The organism is Neptuniibacter caesariensis (genome assembly GCF_000153345.1).
Taxonomy (GTDB): domain Bacteria; phylum Pseudomonadota; class Gammaproteobacteria; order Pseudomonadales; family Balneatricaceae; genus Neptuniibacter; species Neptuniibacter caesariensis.
This window is the reverse complement of record NZ_CH724125.1, coordinates 1,676,739-1,701,898: the sequence shown is the minus strand read 5'-3', so window position 1 is coordinate 1,701,898 and position 25,160 is coordinate 1,676,739. Positions and strand designations below refer to the sequence as shown.

25 protein-coding genes are annotated in these 25,160 nt (G+C 42.8%); 23 read left to right on the top strand and 2 right to left on the bottom strand.

The window, feature by feature from the left end:
• The first annotated feature begins 1 nt into the window (after position 1).
• From MED92_RS08020 to MED92_RS07985, 8 genes are all read left to right on the top strand, one after another.
• Positions 2-547, top strand: a complete 546-nt coding sequence (locus tag MED92_RS08020; protein ID WP_007021027.1) for a DsbE family thiol:disulfide interchange protein — start codon at positions 2-4, stop codon at positions 545-547.
• Positions 544-1,020, top strand: a complete 477-nt coding sequence (locus MED92_RS08015; RefSeq protein WP_007021026.1) for a cytochrome c-type biogenesis protein — start codon at positions 544-546, stop codon at positions 1,018-1,020. Before MED92_RS08020 ends, MED92_RS08015 begins: the two co-directional genes overlap by 4 nt.
• On the top strand, positions 1,013-2,260 hold the full coding sequence (ccmI, locus tag MED92_RS08010; protein ID WP_007021025.1) for a c-type cytochrome biogenesis protein CcmI: 1,248 nt from the start codon (positions 1,013-1,015) through the stop codon (positions 2,258-2,260). Before MED92_RS08015 ends, ccmI begins: the two co-directional genes overlap by 8 nt.
• A gap of 64 nt (positions 2,261-2,324) precedes the next feature.
• On the top strand, positions 2,325-4,700 hold the full coding sequence (zipA, locus tag MED92_RS18490) for a cell division protein ZipA (protein ID WP_007021024.1): 2,376 nt from the start codon (positions 2,325-2,327) through the stop codon (positions 4,698-4,700).
• A gap of 38 nt (positions 4,701-4,738) precedes the next feature.
• Positions 4,739-6,763, top strand: a complete 2,025-nt coding sequence (ligA, locus tag MED92_RS08000; RefSeq protein ID WP_007021023.1) for an NAD-dependent DNA ligase LigA — start codon at positions 4,739-4,741, stop codon at positions 6,761-6,763.
• Positions 6,763-7,329: a transglycosylase SLT domain-containing protein gene (locus MED92_RS07995; RefSeq protein ID WP_007021022.1), complete on the top strand. Its 567-nt coding sequence runs from the start codon at positions 6,763-6,765 to the stop codon at positions 7,327-7,329. The genes ligA and MED92_RS07995 overlap by 1 nt, the downstream gene beginning before the upstream one ends.
• 6 nt (positions 7,330-7,335) lie before the next feature.
• The gene (locus tag MED92_RS07990; protein ID WP_007021021.1) at positions 7,336-7,548 is read left to right on the top strand and encodes a YheU family protein; all 213 of its coding nucleotides are present in this window, start codon (positions 7,336-7,338) and stop codon (positions 7,546-7,548) included.
• 47 nt (positions 7,549-7,595) lie between these two features.
• Positions 7,596-8,255, top strand: coding sequence for a DUF4126 domain-containing protein (locus tag MED92_RS07985; protein ID WP_007021020.1), 660 nt, complete (start codon positions 7,596-7,598; stop codon positions 8,253-8,255).
• On the opposite strand, the gene MED92_RS07980 is transcribed toward MED92_RS07985, so the two are convergent.
• Positions 8,252-8,896 carry a CBS domain-containing protein gene (locus MED92_RS07980; RefSeq protein ID WP_007021019.1) on the bottom strand — a complete coding sequence of 215 codons (645 nt, stop codon included), beginning with the start codon at positions 8,894-8,896 and terminating at the stop codon, positions 8,252-8,254. The two genes, MED92_RS07985 and MED92_RS07980, sit on opposite strands and share 4 nt — an antisense overlap.
• A gap of 71 nt (positions 8,897-8,967) precedes the next feature.
• The gene (mnmC, locus tag MED92_RS07975; protein ID WP_040661666.1) at positions 8,968-10,932 is read right to left on the bottom strand and encodes a bifunctional tRNA (5-methylaminomethyl-2-thiouridine)(34)-methyltransferase MnmC2/FAD-dependent 5-carboxymethylaminomethyl-2-thiouridine(34) oxidoreductase MnmC1; all 1,965 of its coding nucleotides are present in this window, start codon (positions 10,930-10,932) and stop codon (positions 8,968-8,970) included.
• 267 nt (positions 10,933-11,199) lie between these two features.
• Between mnmC and MED92_RS07970 the strand changes: the two genes are divergently transcribed.
• The 15 genes from MED92_RS07970 to MED92_RS07900 are packed head-to-tail and all read left to right on the top strand — an operon-like array spanning position 11,200 to position 25,152.
• Positions 11,200-12,150 (top strand): Gfo/Idh/MocA family oxidoreductase, encoded by a 951-nt coding sequence (locus MED92_RS07970; protein WP_007021016.1) that lies wholly within the window; start codon positions 11,200-11,202, stop codon positions 12,148-12,150.
• The gene (locus tag MED92_RS07965) at positions 12,147-12,731 is read left to right on the top strand and encodes an acyltransferase (protein ID WP_007021015.1); all 585 of its coding nucleotides are present in this window, start codon (positions 12,147-12,149) and stop codon (positions 12,729-12,731) included. The genes MED92_RS07970 and MED92_RS07965 overlap by 4 nt, the downstream gene beginning before the upstream one ends.
• The gene (locus MED92_RS07960; RefSeq protein WP_007021014.1) at positions 12,728-13,825 is read left to right on the top strand and encodes a DegT/DnrJ/EryC1/StrS family aminotransferase; all 1,098 of its coding nucleotides are present in this window, start codon (positions 12,728-12,730) and stop codon (positions 13,823-13,825) included. Before MED92_RS07965 ends, MED92_RS07960 begins: the two co-directional genes overlap by 4 nt.
• 2 nt (positions 13,826-13,827) lie before the next feature.
• Positions 13,828-15,084, top strand: coding sequence for a glycosyltransferase family 2 protein (locus MED92_RS18485; RefSeq protein WP_007021013.1), 1,257 nt, complete (start codon positions 13,828-13,830; stop codon positions 15,082-15,084).
• On the top strand, positions 15,077-16,063 hold the full coding sequence (locus MED92_RS07950) for a hypothetical protein (protein ID WP_007021012.1): 987 nt from the start codon (positions 15,077-15,079) through the stop codon (positions 16,061-16,063). Before MED92_RS18485 ends, MED92_RS07950 begins: the two co-directional genes overlap by 8 nt.
• Positions 16,060-17,292 (top strand): nucleotide sugar dehydrogenase, encoded by a 1,233-nt coding sequence (locus MED92_RS07945; protein WP_007021011.1) that lies wholly within the window; start codon positions 16,060-16,062, stop codon positions 17,290-17,292. Before MED92_RS07950 ends, MED92_RS07945 begins: the two co-directional genes overlap by 4 nt.
• Positions 17,282-18,244: a glycosyltransferase gene (locus tag MED92_RS07940; protein ID WP_007021010.1), complete on the top strand. Its 963-nt coding sequence runs from the start codon at positions 17,282-17,284 to the stop codon at positions 18,242-18,244. Before MED92_RS07945 ends, MED92_RS07940 begins: the two co-directional genes overlap by 11 nt.
• A gap of 38 nt (positions 18,245-18,282) precedes the next feature.
• Positions 18,283-19,095: an N-acetylneuraminate synthase family protein gene (locus MED92_RS07935; RefSeq protein ID WP_007021009.1), complete on the top strand. Its 813-nt coding sequence runs from the start codon at positions 18,283-18,285 to the stop codon at positions 19,093-19,095.
• Positions 19,096-19,097: 2 nt separating this feature from the next.
• Entirely contained in the window at positions 19,098-19,784 is a 687-nt protein-coding gene (locus tag MED92_RS07930) for an acylneuraminate cytidylyltransferase family protein (RefSeq protein ID WP_007021008.1), read from the top strand.
• Positions 19,785-19,787: 3 nt separating this feature from the next.
• A complete protein-coding gene (locus MED92_RS07925; RefSeq protein WP_007021007.1) occupies positions 19,788-20,753 on the top strand; it encodes an NAD(P)-dependent oxidoreductase in 966 nt (321 codons plus the stop codon).
• Positions 20,750-21,706 carry an NAD-dependent epimerase/dehydratase family protein gene (locus MED92_RS07920; RefSeq protein ID WP_007021006.1) on the top strand — a complete coding sequence of 319 codons (957 nt, stop codon included), beginning with the start codon at positions 20,750-20,752 and terminating at the stop codon, positions 21,704-21,706. The genes MED92_RS07925 and MED92_RS07920 overlap by 4 nt, the downstream gene beginning before the upstream one ends.
• Positions 21,707-21,709: 3 nt before the next feature.
• Positions 21,710-22,756, top strand: a complete 1,047-nt coding sequence (locus MED92_RS07915; RefSeq protein WP_007021005.1) for a glycosyltransferase family protein — start codon at positions 21,710-21,712, stop codon at positions 22,754-22,756.
• Entirely contained in the window at positions 22,756-23,790 is a 1,035-nt protein-coding gene (wecB, locus tag MED92_RS07910; protein ID WP_007021004.1) for a non-hydrolyzing UDP-N-acetylglucosamine 2-epimerase, read from the top strand. The genes MED92_RS07915 and wecB overlap by 1 nt, the downstream gene beginning before the upstream one ends.
• Positions 23,791-23,792: 2 nt before the next feature.
• On the top strand, positions 23,793-24,524 hold the full coding sequence (locus MED92_RS07905) for a hypothetical protein (protein ID WP_007021003.1): 732 nt from the start codon (positions 23,793-23,795) through the stop codon (positions 24,522-24,524).
• Position 24,525: 1 nt separating this feature from the next.
• Positions 24,526-25,152, top strand: coding sequence for a sulfotransferase family 2 domain-containing protein (locus tag MED92_RS07900; RefSeq protein WP_162010861.1), 627 nt, complete (start codon positions 24,526-24,528; stop codon positions 25,150-25,152).
• Positions 25,153-25,160: the final 8 nt, after the last annotated feature.

The window sequence follows — 25,160 nt, the reverse complement described above, 5'->3', positions numbered from 1 at the left end:
TGTGCGTCGTTTAATACTATTTATCCCTTTAGCGATTTTTCTCGGTATTGGTGTCTTTCTGTTTCGGGGATTACAGCTAGATCCCACTGAGCTGCCATCGGCATTGCTCAATAAGCCGTTTCCTCAATTTGAATTAACTTCTCTTTATGAAGAGGATAAGTTGCTTACTGAGAAGGCGTTGATTGGCGAACCCGCATTAGTCAATGTTTGGGCTACCTGGTGTCCATCCTGTAAGCAGGAACATGCACAATTGAACCGTATTAAGGCAGAAGGCTATAAGGTCATCGGGATCAATTACAAAGATGATCGTCTTAAGGCGAAAATCTGGCTGGAAAAGTATCTGGACCCTTATGCTGTCAATGTGTTTGATCCTAAAGGCAGTTTAGGCTTGGATTTAGGCGTATACGGAGCGCCTGAAACCTATGTGATCGATCAACAAGGCGTTATTCGATACAAACACGTAGGCGTAGTCGATGAGAAAGTCTGGGCGCAGTTAAAACAAATTTTGGATAACCTCCAGCAGGGTAAGCAGGTAGCTTTACAATGAGAAAGTTGATCGCGCTTTGTTTACTTTTTGTACCTGTATTGTCTTGGGCTGCAATTGATACCTATGAGTTTAAAGATGAGGCGACCCGTGAACGCTTCAAACAGCTCACTTTCGAACTGCGTTGCCCAAAGTGTCAGAACCAGAATCTCCAGGATTCTAACTCTCCCATCGCAGCAGATCTTCGCAATGAAGTGTACAAAATGCTCACCGATGGCAGTGATAATGACGAAATAGTCGATTTTATGGTGGCGCGTTACGGCGACTTTGTTCTTTATAAGCCACCTGTGAATAAGATGACCTATGTTCTTTGGTACGGACCTTTTGTATTGGTCGCTGTTGGTATCGTTGTAATGTTAGTGATTTCTAGAAAACGTAAAAAAGTCTCTAAAGAGGGAGTTGATCTTGAGAAGCAACTGTCTGAAGACGAGTCTCAGCGTTTGAAGAATATCCTTGATGGAGACCGTAATGATTGAGTTGTGGATAGGGATTGCGCTACTTACCCTATTGGCTGTTGCTTTTGTATACCTACCGTTCCTGCGTGCACGAAAGCAGATTCTAGGTGAACAGGTAGAAGATAGAAGCCAGCAAAATGTTGATATCTTTAAAGAGCGTTTGGCAGAACTAGAGCAGGAAAGAGCATCAGGGAATCTTGATGAAAGTGATTTTGCAGCGTTAAAAACCGAACTAGAACGAAACCTGCTGACGGATGTCGATCAGAAGCAGGCTACGCAAGGTAAGTTAGCGGTTACTACCCAAGTGCTGATTACTATCACAATTCTTGCGTTAATGATTCCAGTTGCCAGTATTGGTATGTACTCTGTTTTTGGCCGCTCTGCCGACCTTGAATTGTCGATGCAGCAACCGAAAGACCCGTTTAATGGTCAGCAACCGACATTAGAACAAGCGATTGCTCAGCTAGAAAAAGAGCTTGAAATTCAGCCGGAAAACCCAGAAGGCTGGTTCCTCTTATCTACGACTTATATGAACCAGGGGCGTTTTGCTGAAGGGGCGAATGGTTTTAAAAAGGTATTGGAGCTTCTGCCTACAGATGCCCCTCAGTATGCGAGTGTTATGGGGCAGTACGCTCAGGCACTGTTCTTTGCCAATGACAGTAAAATGACTGATGAGGTCAAAGTTCAGATCAATAAAACCTTGGAAATCGAACCTTTCGAAATCACGGTCTTAGGTCTGCTGGGTATTGAAGCGTTTGAACAACAAGATTATGAATCTGCACTGGATTATTGGTTAAAGGCATTACGAAATGCGGATGGTCAAACCGCAGATTCTCTTCGCTCCGGTGTCAGAAAGGCGCGTGATGAGCTACTTGCTCAGGGTAAAGACGTACCGGAAATACCAGAATTAATGGAAGCAACTATTCAGGTTAAAGTTTCTTTGAGTCCTGAATTAGCTGAGCAGGTTTCACCTGAGCATAATGTGTTTGTTTTCGCTCGCGAAGTGGGAGGCAGAATGCCATTGGCAGCGGCGAAAATTTCAGTTGCTGATTTGCCGGCCAATATCGTACTTGATGACTCTATGGCTATGAGTCCTGAGGCGAGACTTTCATCAGTACCAACCGTTGAAGTTTCCGCAAGGATATCCAAGGAGGGGCAGCCTCAGGCTCAGGTTGGTGATTTTTATGGAACAATTTCACCTGTACAGGTTCGCGGAACGACACTTCCTCTGTTTCTTGTGATCGATAAAGTTGTCGAATAATTCCCGCTCTTTTATAGTGGGAAGATAATTAAATAATAATATTCATAGGGGCGAGACTGGGTAGATGGAGATCAGTCTGAAAGAATGGCTGATTATCGGTGGAGTGGTCCTTATTCTGCTGATAATCCTGGACGGTTGGCGACGTATGCAAAGTGGCCGAAACCGTCTCAAGATGAACATAGATAAAAACTTTGTTGATCTGCCAGAAGAGGAAACGGAAAGCTTTAATCCTGAGTTACCGAGTGGTGGTGCCAGGGTTGTTGCTTTAGATAGTGATCCTCTGTTTTCTGATCATCGCCCTGAGATAGCTCCTGATCCGACTATCAAGGGATCGCCAACCCCTTCCGGTTCCGATGATCCTATTCATGTTGATCCTGACCTGACTCAGGATAATGACCTGTTGGCATCTTCTCATCAAATCGAGGCCGCTGAAGCACTACCTGATGATGGTATAGTGGGTAGCGCTCGACGAGTGCAGGTAACAGAAAATGAAGCGGTTAAGCAATCTCCCTCGAGCCAGTTACCTGACTTAGAGTTTGCGCCGGGTTCACCTGAAATTGATCAAGAAAACTATCCGGTAGATGAAGGAATCATCAGCAAACCTCGTGTTGTACCGAACACTGTTTTCGAATCCTATTCATCTGATAAGAGTAGCGAAGAAGCATTTGAAGAGGAGCCAGCCACAGTAACTGAAAATGATGAGCCGCCGGCTTCTGATTTTCCTGTTTTAGATGATGTCTGGTCGACTACACCTGAAACCCGCGATGATTCGATACTAGAAGCCCCTGGTATTGAACTCAATTCTGCCCCTGAAGGTGATAGTCCATCAGAGATTGATGAAATACCTGAATCTGAAACCTTCGTTGACGTTGAAGAGAGTAATGAACTTCAAGATGAGTCTGGTTCTGAAGAGCTATTGGCTGCTGAACTAGACCTATCCAGCGATTCTGCTTTGGACTCCGAGCTGTCATCATTGGAGGAGCAAGGAGCAGCCTCTCTTACTGAGTCTGAGAAGCTTCCGTCTGAGCCTTTACCTGAGTCAGCCCCTGTTGTTGATACAACATGTGAAGTTAACAGCGAGCTTGAGAACGATTATGAATCGATCACAGAGCTCGTATCTGAATCTGAGCTTGTTGATGAAGCTACAGATCAAACGGTGCTAGAAACTCAGTTTGAGACAGAAGTACCAAGTTCTGCAGAGCCTTTGATCGAGTTAAACCAAGATTCTAAAGTTGAATCTTTAAGCGAAATCGCTAATGAAGAGTTAGAGACTTTTGGCGAGACAGAGCTGGATATAGACGCACAGACTTCAAAGACTGAAGAGCTAGCAATTGATGCGCCTGGAACAGAAGAGCATAGTGATACTGAAACTAAGCAGGCGTGGGAGCCAGAACTGGTAACTTCTGATCAACCCGAGATCGATTTCGATAAGCCGATTACGACGTTGTTGCAGGATCATGGGCAGGATGTTGTTAGTGAGTCAGAACTAACGGCAGAAGAGCCATTCCCGCAGTTAGATCTGGCTGGTGTTGAGAAAACCGCGGTTGCAGAGGAAGAGCTGGACCCGCAAACCCCATTTGATTTTGGTTTTGAAGAAGTTAATGCTATTCAGCCAGAGCCAGAGCCAGAGCCAGAGCCAGAGCCAGAGCCAGAGCCAGAGCCAGAGCCAGAGCCAGAGCCAGAGCCAGAGCCAGAGCCAGAGCCAGAGCCAGAGCCAGAGCCAGAGCCAGAGCCAGAGCCAGAGCCAGACTTCGTTAACGAGGATTATTCTGATCTCAAGCTGGGGTCAGCGCTGGATGACGATTTTTCATCCACGTCAGAGTTACCTGAGACGGTTGAGCGCTTTGCTGTTGACGAGCCTGTTGAGACTGAAGCCGTCGTGGTTCAGGAGGCGTTTGATAGCGAGGCTGAAAACTACGATTCTGAGTCTGTTTTGGCAGCTTCAGATGCGGCTGCCGCAGCGACGACGGCTTTAACCCGAAGACCGCTAGCTAAAGATCCAGAACCAGAAAATGTCCTGGTGATCTCTGTGATTTCCAAAGCAGCGGATAACTTTAATGGTCCGTTACTGCAACAGGTCATTGATGCTTGCGGGCTCACATTCGGAGAGATGGATATCTACCACCGGTTTGAAAAGCCGGCGGGTATCAGCGCTGTTCAATTTAGTATGGCAAATGCGATAGCCCCTGGGACTTTTGAAAAAGAAAATCCCCTGTCGTTAAGTACTAAAGCGATTATGTTCTTTATGTCCATGGAAGAGCCTGATGATGTTATGGAAGCATTTGAGTGTATGTTGGCAACTGCTGAAACCGTTGCTAAGCACTTAGGAGGCGAGATGCTCGATGAAAATCGGTCTGTCTTACGAAGTCAGACGATGGAGCATTACCGTCAACGCATCCGCGATTATGAAATGAAAAACCTTAAAAAGCGCGGCCGATAGAGCCGCGTTTTTCTTTATAGATTGATATCGAGTAAACAGTGTCTATAGAACAACACCTTCAGCAACTGCGTGATCAGCTCAATCATCATAATTATCAATACTATGTTCTGGATGACCCTGAAGTTCCGGATGCTGAGTACGATCGTCTATTTCGTGAGCTTAAAAAGCTCGAGTCAGATAATCCTGAACTGATTACTGAAGATTCCCCAACACAACGGGTCGGTTCTACGCCGCTGTCCGCATTCAGCCAGGTGAGTCATGAACTTCCTATGCTGTCATTAGATAATGCATTTAATGACGAAGACATGGAGGAGTTTGATCGTCGGATTAAAGACCGCCTTAATATGCAAGAGACGATAAGTTACGCCTGCGAACCTAAATTGGATGGTATCGCAGTTAGCTTGTTATATGAGCAGGGGCTATTAGTCAGGGGGGCAACCCGAGGCGATGGCTCTACCGGCGAGGATATTACCCAGAATGTAAGGACGATACCGACAATACCTTTGAAACTTACGGGTGATAATTTCCCTGATCGTCTGGAAGTTCGCGGTGAGATCTATATGCCTAAAGCGGGCTTTGATGCGCTCAATGATAAAGCGAGAGCTACTGGTCAGAAAACTTTTGTAAATCCGCGTAATGCTGCAGCAGGAAGCCTGCGGCAACTAGATTCTCGTATTACAGCGAGCCGACCGCTTGAGATGTGTAGCTACAGTGTGGGTGTTGTAGAAGGTGGAGCACTTGCCGGTAAACACTCCGAAATTCTTGCCCAGCTGAAAGAGTGGGGGTTCCGCCTTAACCCGCTATTAGAGTCTGTAGAGGGTGTGGCTGGTTGTTTGGATTATTACCGCCGTATCAGTGAGTTACGTGATACTTTACCTTATGAAATTGATGGCGTTGTGTTTAAAGTCGATCAATTGGAATTGCAGCAGCGCCTGGGTTTTGTCTCCAGAGCGCCCCGTTGGGCTATAGCGCATAAATTCCCGGCTCAGGAAGAGCTGACGAGTATCCGCTCTATCGAATTCCAGGTTGGACGTACCGGTGCTGTGACGCCAGTCGCGCGCTTGGAGCCGGTATTTGTTGGGGGGGTGACGGTTTCAAATGCAACTTTGCATAATATGGATGAAATTGAGCGCCTTGATGTCCGTGCTGGAGATACGGTGGTTATCCGTAGAGCGGGGGACGTCATTCCACAGGTAGTCCGGGTGCTTCATGAGAAGCGTCCGGCCGATACTGAGGCAGTGATTATTCCAGATGCTTGCCCAATCTGTGAATCTAAAATTGAGCGGATCGAGGGTGAGGCGGTAGCTCGGTGCAGTGGTGGCTTATATTGCGAAGCACAGCGTAAAGAAGCGTTAAAGCATTTTGCTTCACGTAAGGCGATGGATATAGATGGGCTGGGTGATAAGCTGATCGAGATGCTGGTGGATCTGGATATGGTTCATAACCCGGCAGATCTCTATGCGCTGCAGCAAACAGAATTGGCACGCCTTGAACGAATGGGGCCTAAGTCAGCGGAGAATCTGGTTAATGCTATCCAGGCTAGCCGTAATACTGAACTTCCACGTTTTCTTTATGCACTAGGTATTCGTGAAGTAGGTGAGGCGACAGCGCGGTCTTTGGCTATGCATTTCTTGGATCTTCCTGCATTGATTGAGGCTTCTGAAGAAGCATTGCTCGAGGTGCCTGATGTCGGGCCAATCGTAGCGAAACATATTAAAAGCTTCTTTCAGCAGTCGCATAATATTGAAGTCCTTGATGCGCTTCGGGAAAAAGCAGGTGTGTCTTGGAGTGTCTTAGAAACCAAGGATGAAGAAAGTCAGCCTATATCCGGTGAAACCTGGGTGTTAACAGGTAAGCTTGAGCAAATGGGGCGTAGTGAAGCCAAGAATTATTTGCTTGAGTTGGGTGCTAAAGTTGCTGGCAGTGTCTCTGCTAAAACTGACTGTGTTGTAGCTGGGCCTGGCGCAGGTTCAAAATTAAAAAAAGCAACGGAACTTGGCATTAAAACAATGGATGAAGATAGCTTTGTAAGCTTTCTTGCAGAGCAGGGGATAAATATCTGATGCAATTTTTAGCTAAGGGTATCGTTTGGGGTGTACTGAGTATTGTGTTAACGGGTTGTTTTGGTGCTGGGAGCCAAAAACCGCTCCATCCATCCATCTGTGAAATTCTCGATGATAACGATGAGTGGATCGAACCCTCCCTTAGAGCTAAAGAAAACTATGGTACACCCGTGTTTTTGAGTCTTGCACTATTAGAATTGCCGCTGTCGGATCTTGATAAAAAGCATGTCCGCCCCAGAACGGCTGATTGGGATGAGTATCGTATTCGTAGTGAACGTTGGGATGCATCACCTTACGAGCCAGCTGATGCTGTGGATTTTGCTGCTTGGTTTGCGAGTGAAACCAGTAAGCGGAATAAAATCTCCTGGGGCAATGTCAGCGGCCATTATTTGTCGCTTCGTCTGGGGCATGGAAGCTTTGCGAGATTTGAAAAAGGTCAGTTTCCCCAGTTGGAGCAACAGGCTCAGCAGGTTTCTATCAGGGCGCAACGCTGGGAGCGTGAGCTGGCCGGATGTAAAGATGTCTGGCTAAGCGAAGGTTGGTTAAATAAGCTCAAGCTTTGGTAATTCGTTGTGATTATCCCTTTTGAACAGCTCAACCCTGAAACTTTGAATGCACTCATTGAAGAGTTTGTCAGTCGTGATGGTACTGATTATGGGGAGTTTGAGGCCTCGCTTGTAGAAAAAGTCTCACAGGTGAGTCGGATGCTACGTTCAGGTGAGGTAGTGATTCTGTTCAGCGAAAGTACAGGCCAATGCAATATAGTACCTAAAGAGCTATTGTAAAACAGGGCTGTTATTTACTGTGCGCCCTGTGAGTATGAGGTACTTATATGGATCAGTTAGAACAGATTATCAGTTTAATAGCATTAACGATGGGTGTCGGCTGGGCCAGCGGCATCAACCTCTACGCCACTGTCCTGATGTTGGGTGTATTAAACAATATGGGGCATGTCACCTTACCTGAAGAACTACAGGTGGTGGGTGATCCTTTAGTCCTGATGGCCGCCGGGTTCATGTATTTTGTCGAGTTCTTTGCCGATAAGGTACCTGGGGTAGATACCGGATGGGATAGTCTTCATACCTTTATTCGTATTCCTGCCGGTGCCGCGTTGGCAGCAGGTGCTGTTGGCGATATGGCGCCAGCTGTGGAAATAGCTGCAGCGTTAGTCGGTGGCTCGCTCGCTGCTGGAAGTCATGCGGCGAAAGCCGGTAGTCGGGTGTTAATAAACACTTCCCCTGAACCGGTAACAAACTGGACCGCTTCGATCAGCGAGGATCTGATGGTATTGGGTGGAATCTGGGCCGCTTTAAATCACCCTGTTTGGTTCCTGGCAGCTTTGGTTGTCTTTGTGATTTTATTAATATGGTTACTGCCTAAAATTTGGCGTGGCGTGAAAAAAGTGTTTAGATTTATTGCGGGTTTATTTGGCGCGAAAGTTGATGATGCGCCTGACGACAGGCAACTACCGAATAAATCTGCGAGCCGCTAAACCCAACGCTCAAGGTGCGGGCCGCTAACGAGCAATCTAAGCAGGTCGGTTCGACAGACAATACCGACTACTTTATCGTCTTTATCTACCACGGGTATGGAGTTAATGTCGTTCTCAATGAAATTGATAGCGACATCCTGAACCCGGGTTTCCGGTGCGGCAGCAATCAGCTTCTGCGAATAGATCTCTTTAACTTGCGTGACGGAACTAGGGCCCGCTTCTAGTAGATCGGTTTTGGAGATCAGCCCGAGCGGTCGCTGATCTTCTTCGCAAACGATTAAATGACTGATATTTAGTGAATCCATCCTTTTCCAGGCGGTACTGATCGGAGTGTAAGGTGGAATAGTATGGACAGGTGAAACCATTAGATGGCTCACCGTCAGGCTTGCTGTCGAATCAGACTCATACTCTTGTTCAGAGGATATTGAGGCGTAAGCACGACTAGCGTTATCGCTATTTTCAGGTCCCTTGTCTGGCGCAGGGATGACAAATTTCTCCCCGTCAGCATGCAGCTTATCTTCAACATCTGCACTGCGATGACTCGCTCGGCTTTCTTTAAGCGAGTTCACCCCTCTCTTTGGGAACAGAGAATCTTTAGGCGTTTGTATTCGATAACCGTGATCGTATACGTATAAGGCCATAATCTCTCCAGCTAGGCTTTTCTAAACTATAAAGCTGCCGTCTATCGTTTTGCAACTATAGGTATATCTATCTATATCGCCTGTTTTATCAAGTTCTTAATGATAAATCTTGCCGGATTGATTGTATCGACAAGATCTTTAGGGAGCGGAAGTGGCTCATCACAGATCATCGCAGTCAGTAATTCGGCTGATATTGGGCAGGTGATCAGCCCTTTTGAACCATGCCCCGTATTAATAAACAGGTTAGGGTGGTGCTCTGCGCGTACGTTTTCAAACTTCCATTTCCTGTCTTTGCGGAGCTTGCCAAATGTCTCAGTAAAGCTGTCATGAACAGGAACCGGGCCAACGATAGGCATGTAGTCAGGTGTACTGCAGCGGAACGCTGTCCTGCCCTCAAGCTGTGGTTTGTCAGGACCGGTAATTGCGCTATGAATTTCAGGGAGTACCTGACTTAAATTATGCAGATTCTTTGCGTGGTCTTTATCAGTGACATTCCGCTCTTTGCCTTTTAGATCAAATGTCGCACCAAAGCAGAACAGGTTATCTTTGGCGGGTGAAATGTAGCCTTCACCACAAATTACTGTGTCTAAGTGAAGGCTGCTTTCGCTGACAGGAGAGATGGATACCTGTCCACGTATCGGCTTCAGGGGTATATGTGAGGTTTGCTCAAACTGGTTAGCCAGTTCAGCATTACAAATGATCAAATGTGAGGCATGCAACGCATTGCCCTCATTGTCAGTAAGTACCCACTGGCCATTGTTGTATTCAGTGGTTGTGATACTGGTATTCTGGATCTGAATGTTTTTGTGTTCAACAAGTGAGCGACAAAGATCTCTAGGAGAGACCCAGCCAGCATCAGGGAAAAATAGCCCGCTGTGCTCTACTCTGGAGCCCGCAAGAGTTGATAATTCTTCTGCGCTTTTCGCGGTTACCAGCTCATCAGAATAGCTGCCATGTTCAATAAGTTCCTGCTGGCGCTTGAGCTCTTTTTCATTGGTGGCAAGTTGAGCAACTCCGCACTGAGACCATAAGGTTTGTTCCGGGTCGAGTTGTTTTAGTTTGTTAACCGTATGCAGAAAACCGGCTAGATGTAGCTCACCCTGATTAGTAGGTTTAACCGGTAGTTTGGCGTAAAGGGCGCCTTGCCGGTTTCCTGAGCCGCCTGTTGCAAGCTGATCTTCTTTCTCTATCAGTGTGACCTGAATATCCCGTTCTGCTAGCGCTCGCGCAGTCGTGCAGCCTGATAGCCCCCCACCAATAATAGTTACAGACTCAGGCTTATCTCCTCTAGGTAGCTCAAACCAGGGCTTAGCAATTGTTTTCTGTTTCTGCTTTCCGGTAAAGGTGCCAATCAGCATCTCACGTTTACGGCCAAACCCCTTTTGTTTGCTAACCTCGAAGCCTGCTTCCTGTAGTCCACGGCGCACGATCCCGGCTGCTGTAAATGTGGAAAAGGTCGTGCCCGGGTGACTCAATCGAGCTATCTGCTGGAATAACTCTGGGCTCCACATATCAGGGTTTTTTGATGGAGCAAAACCGTCTAGGTACCAGGCATCTACATGTTCGTTGAGTCGTTGGTAACCTTTGCTTGCGTCATCAAATATAAGGGTTAGGCGAACTTTACCATGGTCAAAAATAAACTTATTTATTCCGCTGGATAAGGTGTTGTATTGATCTATGAATTGGCTGGATAGCCCCTTCAGAACTTCCTGTTTTTGTAATGCTATGGCTATATCTGCCTTCGATAAAGGGAACTTCTCGACACTGATGAAATGTAGATGTGCATTGCTATTGCTGTTATTGCGAAATGCTAGCCATGAGCATAAAAAATTAAGGCCGGTGCCAAACCCGGTTTCGGCAATAGTAAAGGTGCCAGAACAAAATTTTATTCTTTCTGGTAACTTGTTGCCGTCGATAAACACATAATCGGTTTCTTCTTTGCCATCTGTTGGAGAAAAATAGATGTCATTGAATGTAGATGAAAAGGGAGTATCCGATTTCCACTTGATCGAGGATGCGGACGTAGTGGAACTCATGTTTGAGGTGCACCTATCTTGCCTGAGGGTAGGGGGGATGAGCTTATTTTTATTCATTAAGGAGGATGCCTGCAGTTCTTATCAAGGATTCTATGAGTAAAAGGTAATTCATACAAAGCTTCGCTTTAGTTTATTAGGCCTTACTCAGGAAAGGGCCTCAAAGGCTTGATTAAACTCTAGTCTGTCTAAGTTAATTTAACGTCCAGTTGTTATTGTTATACTATTTGGATAGTCTTCCTCCTTCAAAATTTTTACGAAGAAATTCAAATGAAAAAGTTTGCCTTAGTGGGTGCCGCTGGCTATATCGCTCCACGTCACATGAAAGCGATTAAAGAAACAGGGAACGAGCTGGTTTGTGGGTATGATACTAATGACTCTGTGGGAATAATTGACAGTATTTCACCAAATAGCGAATTTTTTACAGAATTTGAACGTTTTCTTGATTTTGCGTGTTCTAGGAATGAGCAAGCTGAAGAAAAATTGGATTATGTTTCTATTTGTTCGCCAAACTATCTTCATAAAGCGCATATAGCAGCCGGACTTCGTATGGGATGTGACGTTATTTGCGAAAAACCTTTAGTTCCATCGCCAGAGTTACTGGATGAGTTAAAAAATATTGAAATGCAAACGGGTAAGCGGGTTTATAATATTCTCCAGCTTAGACATCACCCTGCAATTCTAGCGCTGAAAGATAAAGTGGCTAGAGAAAAACGCTCAGATAAACATGAAGTAGAGCTAACCTACATCACTTCAAGAGGCAAGTGGTACATGGAAAGCTGGAAAGGAGATCCTAGAAAGTCATTTGGTGTCGCTACAAATATTGGGGTCCATTTTTTTGATATGCTGCATTTTATTTTTGGGGATCTTCAGAAAAATATCCTTCATTATTCTGATGATTTTAAGGCTGCAGGTTATCTGGAATATGAAAAGGCCCGTGTCCCGTGGTTCTTATCAATCGATGCGCATGATTTGCCAGACAGTATTAAAGGAAAGCAGCCCACATTTAGATCTATTACATGCGATGGTGAAGAGATAGAGTTTTCTGGAGGTTTCACTGATCTGCATACTTTGAGTTATCAGGAAATACTCGAAGGGCGTGGGTATGGAATCGAAGACGCTAGGCATTGTATCGAAACGGTAGACTCAATTCGTAATGCAGATGCTGTGGAAGCCCGCTCGGCTGAAGAACATCCATTTCTGAAAAAGTACCTCACATGATAGAAAGGCATATTCATTCTAGTGCAATTGTTGATGAGGGCGCTCAGTTGGGGAAGGGGACCCGAGTTTGGCATTTTACCCATGTGTGTGCAGGTGCCAGAATTGGTAAAGATTGTTCGCTAGGCCAAAATGTTTTTATTGGAAATGATGTGGTTATTGGCGATCGTTGCAAGATACAAAACAATGTCTCGGTTTATGATAATGTGCGGTTAGAAGATGGTGTTTTTTGTGGGCCTAGTATGGTTTTTACAAATGTGTACAACCCCCGGTCATTTATCGAGAGGAAAAAGCAATATTTGACCACTCTTGTTAAAAAAGGGGCTACTTTGGGAGCAAATTCTACCATAGTTTGTGGAAATCAAATTGGTGAATATGCTTTTGTTGGAGCGGGCTGTGTGGTTACTCAAGATGTGCCCGCGTATGCATTAGTGGTAGGGGTCCCAGCGAAACAAATCGGATGGATGAGTGAATACGGGGAGCAATTGGATCTGCCTTTAACTGGGCATCAGCGGGTTGTATGCCCCCATACCGGAACAATCTACCAGTTAGATGGCTCAACTTTGGGTGTTATTTCTGAATGATGAATTTTATTGATCTTGCTGCTCAGCAAGACGTCATCAGGGATCGATTAAATGCTGCAATACAGAATGTCTTAGCTCACGGGCAGTATATCGGTGGTCCTGAAGTGGTTGAGCTGGAAAATAGATTAGCCGCTTTTTGCGGAGCTAAGTATTGTATTTCATGTGCCAACGGCACAGATGCTATTCAAATTGCATTAATGGCGCTAGATATTGGAGTGGGGGATGAGGTAATAACACCAAGCTTCTCCTATATCGCTGCTGCTGAAATGATTGCTTTATTGGGTGCAACACCTGTCTTTGTTGATATTGATCCCGATACTTACAATTTGGATAGTCAGAAGCTCGAAGGCTTAATAACCGAGAGTACGAAGGCAATAATACCTGTCTCACTCTATGGCCAATGCCCTGATATTGATGAAATAAATGCTATTGCTGCTCAATATGGGGTGCCCGTTATTGAGGATGCAGCTCAAAGCTTCGGTGCTACGTACAGATCTAATCGTTCCTGTAATCTTACAACGATTGCGACTACGAGTTTTTTTCCTAGTAAACCTCTAGGCTGCTATGGTGATGGTGGTGCACTTTTTACAAGTGATGAAATATTGGCTCGGAAAATTCGGGAAATTGCGCGGCATGGCCAGTCCGGGCGATATAATCATGTACGTGTTGGAATCAATAGCAGGCTTGATACATTACAAGCTGCAATCTTAATTCAAAAAATGGAAGTTTTCGAAAAAGAGATTGCTCTAAGACAGTTGGTTGCAGATAGATACAATCAACTGTTTTCTTCTGTTGACGAGGTGATAACACCAACCGTTCTCCAGGAAAGTAATAGTGTTTGGGGGCAATATACTATACGGCTGAAACAAAGGGCGAAAGTGATAGAGGCTCTTAAGGCTGAAGGTGTCCCGACAGCTATACACTACCCTAAGCCAGTTCATTCTCAGCCAGCTTTTCTGAATATGAAGAGTGAAGGGCTTTCTGTAAGTGAGGTTGCAGCAAAGGAAGTTTTAAGTTTGCCTATGCACCCTTATTTGTCGCCTGAAAATTCAGCTGACATTGTCGATATTGTGACAAAGGCATTAGTTAGTTAATTATGATTAAAGAAAAAATTGGGGTTGTAATTCGCACCAAAAATGAAGGCCGTTGGATTGCTTATTGCCTCAAAGCTTTGGCTGAGCAAGAGGGTGTCGTTCTGCCTACAGTCGTTTTGGTGGATTGTAAGTCTGAGGATAGTACTGTAGAACGTGCTAGGCAAGTCTGGCCTAGTATTAAGGTTCTTACCTATGAAGGGGAGTATTTCCCCGGCAAATCCATCAATCAAGGAATGGATGCGTTAGCTGGTTGTGAATATCTGGTTGTGTTGTCAGCACATTGCGTACCAGTAGGGAAAAACTGGCTGCATGAGATGGTGAAGCCATTGCTTAACGACCCGAAAATCGCAGGTTCATACTGCCGTCAGCTCCCTACTACCGCAAGTAATTATGAGAACTATAGAGACCTTGTTAACTGCTTTTCTGAAGAAAGTAGGGTGCAACGCAAGGATTCGTTCTTTCATAATGCGGCATCTGTTATACGCAAGGAAGTATGGCGGTCAAATAAGTTTGACGAGTCATTAAAGCATATTGAAGATCGCTACTGGGCGCGTGAAGTGCTAAGTAATGGTTGGCTTATCCATTATAATTCAGATGCCAGTGTTGTTCATGAGCATGGTCTAAATCAGCATGATGATGAGTACCGATCATTCAGGGGTAAAGGCGTCGCATCTTTATTAGATTCTTCTGCCTTGATTGATTATTGGCATGACTTCGCTGAGCGTGTGTCGGATACATTAGTAATTGGGCTATGTAGTGACCTGAAAAACGTTCACGATGATAGTTACCATGAATTAAATACAGATGGGAATCAGATTGTACTAATACCTAAGCGAGGGACGGAAGAGCTGGTCGGACATTACAGATCGATGAAAAGGAAAGTGGACTGGGATGATCTATCTCTTTACGACTTATTGAGCCGAATAGTCAAAGATTTTGCAGCTCAGGGCGATCTGTTTGATTATGTTTATTTTGTTGATCTTGATAAAAACTGTTTGTCCGAATCTAAGATAAAAGACTATCTAAGTGCGAGCCTTTCATACGGCGCGGATATGTGTGTAAAGGTTACTAGCTATAAAGAAGATTTCTTCATGCTGGATAGTGGAGAGCAATCCTGGGTCCCTTTAAGTTCCAAATTAATGGATACATATGAGAATAAACCTCATTTTAAAAAAGCTCGTTATGGAGATGGTACGCTGATCAGATCAGTAAACCTGATATCGGGTATTATTCCTAAGGATGTGTTTTTTGATGAGTAAAGGGGTAACGCTGGTTGATGTTCGTACTCCTTATCAGGTCTCTCTATTACAGCAGTTGCTTAGAGATGACTCTGTTGCCCAATTAGTTGCTGATGTCCATATACTTGCGCCTGAGGGGTTGGATTTAAAGGATCTTTCCTCACATGCTTCTACACGTTATACCTACAAGCCTTCTGACTATCGAGCTTTTCTAGCTATTGCTAAGCAAGTGCTTTTACTTAAGAAAAAGCTGAAAGTTAAACCGCTTAGTTTATTAACAGCGCTGAACTTTGGGCCTCAGTTCGAAACAATCGAAGCGTTGCTGAAGCCTAAGCAGGTTTTTCTTTATGAGGATGGAATTTCCAGCTACTTAACTCTGCCTATTAACTATGCAAGGTTGAAGTCGGCATTCTATTCTTTGCTTTCATTATCCATTATTGCCCCTAGGAAATATAAGTTCTTTAAGGGGGGGCATCTGCAAGATATAATCGTGTGTAATAAGTCGTCATTACTAGCCTCACATGCATTTTCTTGCAGCTTATTGCCAGTTAAGTTTGAAGAACAGGTCGTTGAGAATGAGTTTGATGGGTATTATTTCTTAAGCTCTTCAAGTGTCGAATATGGTCTCCAAACGATGGGCCAATATGAGCAGATTATTGCAGATATAGCAGAGAAGTATTCTGGATCTAAGCTTCGTGTATCTTTTCATCATAATGAAGGGAAATGGCCTGAGAAGCTTGAACTATTGAGACGTTTTTTTGATATCGATCAGGTCGTACCAAGAGAGATTGCGGTTGAACCTATGATCTTAGGACAAAAGCCAAAAATTAAGTTGATAGCCCCCTTCAATACAACGGCTATGAACGTTTTAGCTTTTGAGGGGAGAGAAGCTTGTGTTGCTCTCTATGATGATGGTGGTCCAAATATAAAAACACGGAAGGCTTTTTTTAATGATGTTGAAGAATTAAGGGTCTCTGGAAAGGAAGTGTTTTTTCTATGAAGAATGTTGGTGTAATTGGTTTAGGTTACGTGGGTATACCCCTAAGCCTATCTTTGATCAAAGCAGGCTATTTTGTTTCTGGCTTTGATAAAAATGAAGCAGTGGTTGAAGCTCTTAATAATAGCGATTGCTTGTTGGAACTATGGCAAGAAAGGGTTTCACGGGAAGTACAGGTGGACGTCAACGCCAGGTTTGCTTCCTCATCGGAGGTCTTGAATGGGGCTGATGCAGTGGTTATTTGTGTGCCGACGCCGCTTGATGCTGAGGGTAACCCTGATCATGGATATGTGGATGCCGCGGTATCAGAAATTCTTAAAATGGAATCGTTGCCTTCTTTGGTAATCTTAGAAAGTACGGTTTCGCCGGGGTACACAAGGCAAGGAATTGTAGATCGCCTGAATAGTGAAGCTGACCGAGTAATTGGTGAGGAAATTCATGTATGTTTTTCTCCAGAGCGTGAAGATCCGGGAAATGAGGTTTTTTCTAATGTTGAAATACCCAAAGTAATTGGTGGTTTCACTGCTGAGTGTTTGGCAAAAGGTGCTGAATTGTATATGCCCGTGTTTAATCATGTCGTCCGGGCTTCTTCATTGGAATCAGCAGAACTCTGTAAGCTTCATGAAAATACATTTCGGGCTATTAATATTAATTACGTTAATGAACTTCGTGATTTTGCTGCAGCAATCGACATCGATTTTGATGAAGTAGTAGCTTTGGCCAAAACAAAGCCATTTGGTTTTATGCCTTTTGATCCGGGAATCGGTGTCGGGGGGCATTGTATTCCAGTTGATCCTCACTTTTTGTTAAAGGCTGCTAGGGATAAAGGCGTTGAACTGCGAGCAGTTGAAGATACGATGCAAAGTATTCATGCCTCCCCGAAAAAGATTGCCAGATGGATAGAAAAACAGTGTGAGATTGCGGGGGATCAATCGGTACTAATAACCGGTGCCGCATACAAAGATGGTGTTTCGGATATTCGCTGTAGTCCGGCAATCGAAGTAATCAATGCATTGTCAGATAGTATATCTATTCACGTATGGGACCCCCTTGTTGCTCTCGTAGAAAAAGGTGGTGATACCATTCATTCATTGAGTGATGAAGAGTTTAGGTCTTTTGAAGGTGTAGTTGCTATTGTGAATGCGCAAGGGCGAAAGTTTGTTGATCATAATTGCCTTGCAGCAAAAAGGGTCATTGATGCTCGCTATAAATTGGTTATGAATGTCGACTAAAATCAATTGCTGTCAGTACTCTAAACGATTGAATGGTGGTAATCAGGCGTTACATGCCTTTTATGTAGCGTTGTTGACCAACATCGATGATGCTTCGGGGAATACAATCTACTTGCGTGGAGGGGTCCTTAATGCGCTTTGGCAGATGTTGTTGAAGCGAAAAGAGATGTTTGTTGTTTCGGACCCTTTTACTGCAATTCTTCTTGGCTGTTTTCGTTGTCCTGATGTTATCCACTTTGTTCAGAGTGATGATCTTAACTTGTTTCACCAACGAGGTAAGCTATTTAACACGATATATCGTGGGTCATACAGATTGTTTGTTGGAAGAAGGAAATGGCTAAGAGTTTTTAATTCAGAGTTCTCCCGACAACGATTTAATTCGGACTTTTCTCATTTTTGTGGTGCTTGGTCGGTAATGCCTATGTTAGGTATTGATGAACTATTTCCCGCAACACAGCTGGTAAAGAAAAGCTTTACTCGTAATAGGCAGTATATCTGGATTGGTTCAGCCCATTCTTTTAAGGGTGGTATCAGCTTTGTGAAAGCTATGGAAGCTACAAATTGCAAAGGTACAATGATTTTTAATGGCCAAATTCCTGAATGGGCTGTGAGTCAGCACGTAGACATCATAAGTAATGTAGACAAAGAACGTATTTATACCGAGTTGATGAATACGGAAACCCTTATTTTTACTTCTCAGTTTGATAGTTTTGCTTTACCTATCTTTGAAGCTCTTATGGCTGGTTGCTCCGTAGTAGCAACGGATGCTGGTTTTCTTCGTGAAAATGGTACGGATAAGTATATAGAGATAGTAAAAGGTGAAGAGGATCTGATAAGTAGGATAAAATATGCTGCTGAAGTAGAAGCTGATAATACTGAAAAGATAGACTGGCTGGCTGAAAGGGAATCCTTTAAATCCTGGGTTTCCGAATTATCAAGACATTTTATTTGATTTATACAACATGATTCATGTTCTCAGAGGATAATTGTATGGAATATATTGCTGAAATTGGTTGGAACTTCATGGGAGACATGAAGTTAGCAGAAGATATGATTGCTGCCGCCGCTCAGTCTGGTGCGACAACTGCGAAGTTTCAATACTGGAACCCTGAGAAACTTAAAGCTGGTGCATGGGATAATGATGGCCGAAGAGAAATTTATAACAAAGCTTGTCTTAATGCAGATAAGATCCAGCAATTAACTGAACTATGTAGCAAGCATAATGTAAAATTCCTTCTTTCTGTATTCAATAAAGAAGACGCTGAATTTGTGAGCCAGTTCTCAACTGAAGCCATAAAGATACCTTCTCATGAAGTAGCCAATATTGAACTTATTCGGTATGCGCTATCTACATATAAGCGTGTCTTCTTAAGCTTGGGAGCCTGTACAGAAGAAGAATTAAAAGATGTCTCTGAACTCGTAGGTTCCATAAGAAGCAATGGCGAAGATGTTGTCGCCATGCACTGTGTCTCTTCCTACCCATGCCCTGTTGAAAAAGTAAACTTACCTCGGATGGCTGAACTACAAAAGTTATTTAATGGTGAGTTAGGATTATCAGACCACAGCCAGTCAGTAAACGTTCCTGCTTATGCAGTAGCAATGGGGGCGACAGTCATAGAAAAACATTTCACTGTGAACCATGATCTCCCTGGTAGGGATAATAAATTTGCGGTACTTCCAGAAGGCTTCGAAGCGATGGTTGCTAACTGTCAAGAAGCTAAATCAGCTCTGATATTCCATGGTGTATCAGCACAGGATATAGAACAGGATACAATGAATAATTATCGCGGGCGCTGGGGATAATAATGATACTAGCAGTTACCTTAGCCAGAGGTGGTTCAAAGTCTATCCCGAAAAAAAATATTGCGCTGATCAATGGTAAGCCTCTTTTGTGTTACACCATTGATGCCGCGCGTAAAAGTAGAAAAATCGATAAACATATAATCAACACAGATTGTGCGGAGATTGCAGCTGTCGCCGAAGAGTATGGGGCAGAAGTGCAGTTTGGCAGGCCTGAAGAGTTATCAACAGATTCGGCCCCAAGTGGGGCGACTTTGGAATATGTTGTTCGACGGTACGAAGAAGAAAATAATGTAGAGGTTGATACAGTCGTTGAACTGATGGCAACAAATCCACTTAAAAATGAAGTTGATATTGATTGTTGTATTGAGATGCTACAAGAGAAAAAAGCTGATTCTGTGATTGCAATGGGCTGTCTCTACGATCATCACCCTTCAAGGATTAAATATCTAGATGAAAACGGAGTGATTCGTGACTTTTATCCAGAGGTTCCTGAATCACGACGACAAGATTTAACACCAAAAGCCTTTATTCGAGCCGGATCTATCTACGTAATGACAACGCAGCAGTTACAAACAGGGTTGCGATACGGTGGTGACAAATCCTTCGGGTATATTTTACCGGATGAGAGATTCCTAAATATAGATGAGCCGCGCGATCTGCTGGTGGCACAAGAGCTTATTAAGGGTTAAAAGATGCTTTTATGTATTACAAAGATAGATGACCTTGTAGAGGTAAGAGCAACGCTCAATGATATTGCAGATTCCCTGAATATACCATTTGAGCAACGTAACGCTCCTGAGATGAGTGAACTTGCTGATATCGTCAAGGAAGTTAAGATTATATTCATGAATCCAAATCGATCACACATTACATTTAATCGTGATACTTTGGAAAAGTTCTCATCCCTCAAAGTTCTATGTACAGCTTCAACAGGAACGGTTCATATCGACATGGATGCGGCGCGTGAATTTGGCATTGAAGTTATCAGTATAAAGCGTTATCAGAGCGTATTAAGAACAATCCCATCTACTGCTGAGTTAGCTTTAGGCCTAACAATGGATGGTCTGAGGAAAATAACGCGATCTCATAATCATGCCGTTAATGATTTTACCTGGAATTTCGAGAACTATATCGGTAAACAACTACAGGATAGCCATGTGGGCGTTCTTGGTTATGGCCGTTTGGGGAAAATATATTGTGATCGGTTGAAAGGTAGTGGGGCTAAAATCAGTATTCTAGATCCTCGATTAAGCTTAGACTTTAACAAGGATCTTGAAGTATTTATTAATAAATGCCCTGAATTTGATGTTGTGGCGCTGCATATACATGCGGAAGGTAATGAGAAGTTTATTGATGAAACGTTTTTCAAGCGCATGAAAAATGATGTGGTATTGGTAAATACTTCCCGCGGAGAGATTGTAGACCATGAAGCTCTATTTAAGTTCTTAGATGGACATCCGGATGCATTCTATTGCACAGATGTGATCCCTGCTGAATCTGATGATCGCCTAAGAATGCAGATTTTGAAAGAGTTTAAAGTACGTGAAAATATCATCGTTACACAGCATATTGGTGGTATGTCTAGTGGAGCTAGGCAAACTGCTTTTGGTCTGGCGGCAAACTTATTAAAAGAATATTACGGGAAAGTAGGTTCATGAAATCTGTACTTATAACAGGTGTTGCCGGGATGATCGGATCACACCTTGCTGATATTTTATTAGAAAAAGGTCATCATGTCCTTGGTTTAGATGATCTCTCTGTTGGTAGCGATGTAAATCTGGTAGAACATGAGAGCTTTAAATTTATCAATGGTTCCGTATTAGATTCTGTCCTAATTGAAAATCTGGTTTCGAAAGTGGATGCTGTGGTTCATCTAGCTACCTTTAAGAAGGGTAGTAACTTGCATGAATCTCGCTCAACATTGCGCCTGATTACCCAAAGTGCAGATATTGTATTGGATGCAGCTTACCGCCTAGGGAAACGTGTTGTTTTAGCTTCTACTTCAGATGTGTATGGTCATGGAACTTCTTTCCCTTTTCGTGAGAGTGATCCTGTATCTTATGGACCATTCAATACTAGACGTTGGGCATATGCAACCGCGAAACAGTATACCGAACAATTAGCATTCGATTATGCGCATGATGGTCTTGATGTTCGCATTATTCGCTATTTCGGCGGTTTTAGTGAGCGTTCTTGCTCTGGATGGCAGGGTGGTCATCTACCAATCTTCATTAAGAGAATACTTGAAAATGAAGCTTTGGAAATACATGGAGATGGTTCCCAAACACGTTGCGTGACTTACGGTGCTGACCTAGCATTGGGCACATACCTTGCACTTATTACAGAAGATGTAGAAGGTGAGTTATTCAACATAGGGGGCACTGAAGAGATCAGTGTTAAAGATACAGCCTTAAGAATTGCAGAAATTGCAGGGTTGGAAGAGCCTGCAATTAACTATATTGATACGAAGGAAATTTTTGGTACCTACCAGGAGATTCAACGCCGTTTACCTTGTCTTGATAAGGCCAAAGAGATGTTAGGCTATGAGCCTCAGTGGAGCTTTGAAAAGGGTGTGAAACAAATGATTAGTGCATATAAAAAGCAAGCGTAAGAGATGCTCAAAATAATTTACCCTTGTTTTAATAATTATGATTTGATGTTCGGGGAAAATGCAGATTTTCTCCTTGAATATCGTGAACAGATCATAGTTATTGATGATCACTCCTCCGAAGCGGAAGCAGAAAAAGGCAAAAAATGGTGCCAAAAACATGGTATTCAGTTCTGCCTTAACCCTGGGAAAGGTATACCTGCAGCCGTACATTATGTCGTCCATAATTATTGTGGCCATAATGATTGGTTGTTAGTCATGCAGCAGGATGTTTGTTTCGTAGATAAGCAGGCCGTTTCAAAGCTGAATGTGCGTCTAGAGGCTGTTAACCAGAAAGGCCATAAAATAGGGGCGATTGGTTTTCCTAACTTCGTCAGTTCCTCTCATTATCATCCTGATGTAGAAGATCTTAAATCTGTTAAGTGGCATCAGTGTTGGTTAGGTCTTTTTACACTCTCCCACTCGTCTCACTATAGTAAAGCAAGCTTTATAGACAGAGTGTTTAGGGTGATATCTAGATTGCCTGTTATCAATCAACAGTATCGAAAATTCTGGCACAAAGTTATTTTTCAACGTAATTTTGCGCCTTCAACGTTCCCAAAATTTACAGAGATAAGCAGGAAATATGAGGGCTTGTGTGCGGTTGAGCTTCCTGTATGGACTTCTATAGCTATAAACACAAATGCGTGGAGGGATTCTGTAGAACTTGATTCGCGGTTTGTTTTTCATCTTTGGTTCCCTGATATTGCTAATCAGTTAATGAATAAAAACTGGTATATCTGTAATGATACTGATTTCATTGTTCATAATAACTGGCAAGTTAAATTTAAATACGATCAACTAGGTTCAGTTGAAGAAGGAAAGAAAAAAGATGGAAAGATGGAGCGATATGGTAACCATCTTAATATCTGGAAAATTAAATGGGGATATGACTATGAAGACCCATACCCGAAACAGGTGAATAACCCTTTTATAGAAAAAGGGAGCGTTTTAGAATTGATGATAAGACATGATCCTAAAGAACCTATCAAGAAATTCGATGTGAATAGTTAATGATATTAACAATTATGGGAACAAGACCGCAGTACGTAAAATGTGCGGTTCTACGAAGTGCTTATAAAGAAGCGGGTATAAATGAAGTTCTTTTAGATACCGGCCAGCATTACGATTCCAATATGTCGACCGGAATTTTTAAACAGTTGAATGTACCTGAGCCGGACATAAAGCTGACTTTGGGTGGGCAGTCGCAATGTACGGCCATAGGCTCAATGATCATCGAATTAGAACGTATTGTTAACGAGCTTAACCCAAAAGCAGTAGTCGTACTTGGTGATACAAATTCTACTTTAGCTGGTGGCTTAGTCGCTAAAAGGCTTGGTAAACCATTACTGCATATCGAAGCTGGCTTGAGATCTTATGATAAGACAATGCCTGAAGAGCAGAACCGTATCGTAATAGATCACTTGAGCGATCAACTTTTCTGCCCAACGCAAAGGGCGATTAAAAACCTTAAATCTGAAGGTTTAGAAGATGGTGTTCACTTTACGGGCGATGTGATGTTTGATGCCGTCCATAAATATCGCGCATTATTTGTTCGTCCAGATGATATTTCTGAGAGCAGTTTAAAGACAGACTTTGACCTTGTTACATTACATCGGGCCGATGCCTTAGTATCTCAGGACGCTCTTCAAGCTCGTATTAATTACATTAGAGAATGCTCATTGGCGAAGTCCAAGCTGTTTTTGGTTCATCCCCATACAGCAAAAAAATTAAAAGAATATAATATTGATGTAGATGACTTCATGTGTATTGGTCCACAAGGGTATCTTGAGACACAATGGTTATTATCAAGAGCTAATCACTTATTTACCGATTCTGGTGGAATGCAGAAGGAAGCTTTTTTTCATAACTGTAAAACTACCACACTAAGAAATTCTACTGAGTGGGAAGAAACAATTGAATCTGGGCTGAACTCACTTTGGAATTCAACTAAAGTTCGAAGTGAAAATATAAACAAAACCCAATATCCATATGGATCTGGGCAGGCTGCAGATATAATTGCAAGTTTAATCTTGGGTGTGATTTGAAAATGTATATTTTAATTGGATCCTGCCGCCTGTATCAGCCTTTTTTAGATTTTTCGAATAAAAGGGAATATTTGATTAACCCTCTCGGTATTGTTTCTGGTGCACCGGAAACAATACAAAGTCTCAACTATATCCTGGGTGAAAATTCAATTGATTTGAATTCTTTTTCTGAGAGTGAAATTAAACGTTATTTTAAGAAAACGACAAATAGAGGTAGGATTTCAAAACTTATTTTTGGCCCTGAAGTTGACGTAAGCCGCCCTACTAATCTTTCAGACTATAATTGCTTGGTTCTTGAACTAAGTTCTTTAAAGTATATTTCTCTAAAAAACCATAAGGGAATAGAATTTTACTCATTTATGCCTGCAGAAGGAGCTAAGAATGCAGGAGGGGCTACTAGTTATTCAGAGTTAAGTGTTGAAGAATTTAAGTGTAAGCTAGCCCAAATAAGTGAGCTTGCTGATTCTTTAAAATGGAAAATAATCATTTCTGTTCCGCATAATCTTCATAATATTAAGAAAAGGGAACTTTTGAGAGAAATGGTTATTCAATGGGCAAAAGAGAAGCATTACGGCTTGCTCGATTATGATGAAATAGCTAAAACTTACTTTAATGGTGTTGATGCCGAGGTATTCCTTCCAAGCGAAATTGATAGTGGTCGGTACATTAGGCATACAAAGAAATTTTATCGTATTGTTTCTGAAAGAATAGATGAGTTAGTTAGGGAAAATTGAATTGATAAACTTTGAGAGAAAAATCTATTATTGCCACATTAATAAATGTGGAGGTACTTCGCTGATTTCACAGGTGTCAGATTTATTTCCGACAATGGAATCTCAAGAGGCAGGTCTTAGAGATCACTCATCGGTAGCAGAAATCAAAGGGTACCTAGGAGAGGATTTTGAGGAATACAATGGTTTGTCAATTGTTCGAAACCCCTATCATCGCTGCTTGTCATATTATAATCATATCAAAAGATCTAATTCCTGGTTATATCAAGAGTTTTCAAAGTTTGGGGATATATCTTCAGTTTCAAAATTTGTTGCGCTCTTGCCAGAAATTATTATTGATTTTGAGAATAATAAGTGGGGTGATAAGTCTATTTGGCCACAAACTAAATGGTTAGAAATAGATGGTAGCGTTGTGACTAAAACAATAATTAAGCTTGAGGAATATGACGAGTCAGTTAATACGTTGAGTGAGTTTTTTGGCAGGGAAATTTCTACTGCGGTTGTTAAAAATGCACGCCCCAAAATACATAATTTACTTTCACCTTATGAAAAGCAATTGGGTGTAGAGGAACGATCAGCTATTTTTGATATTTATAAGTCTGATTTTGAGACTTTCGGTTATAGTAAGTAAAAGGTGCA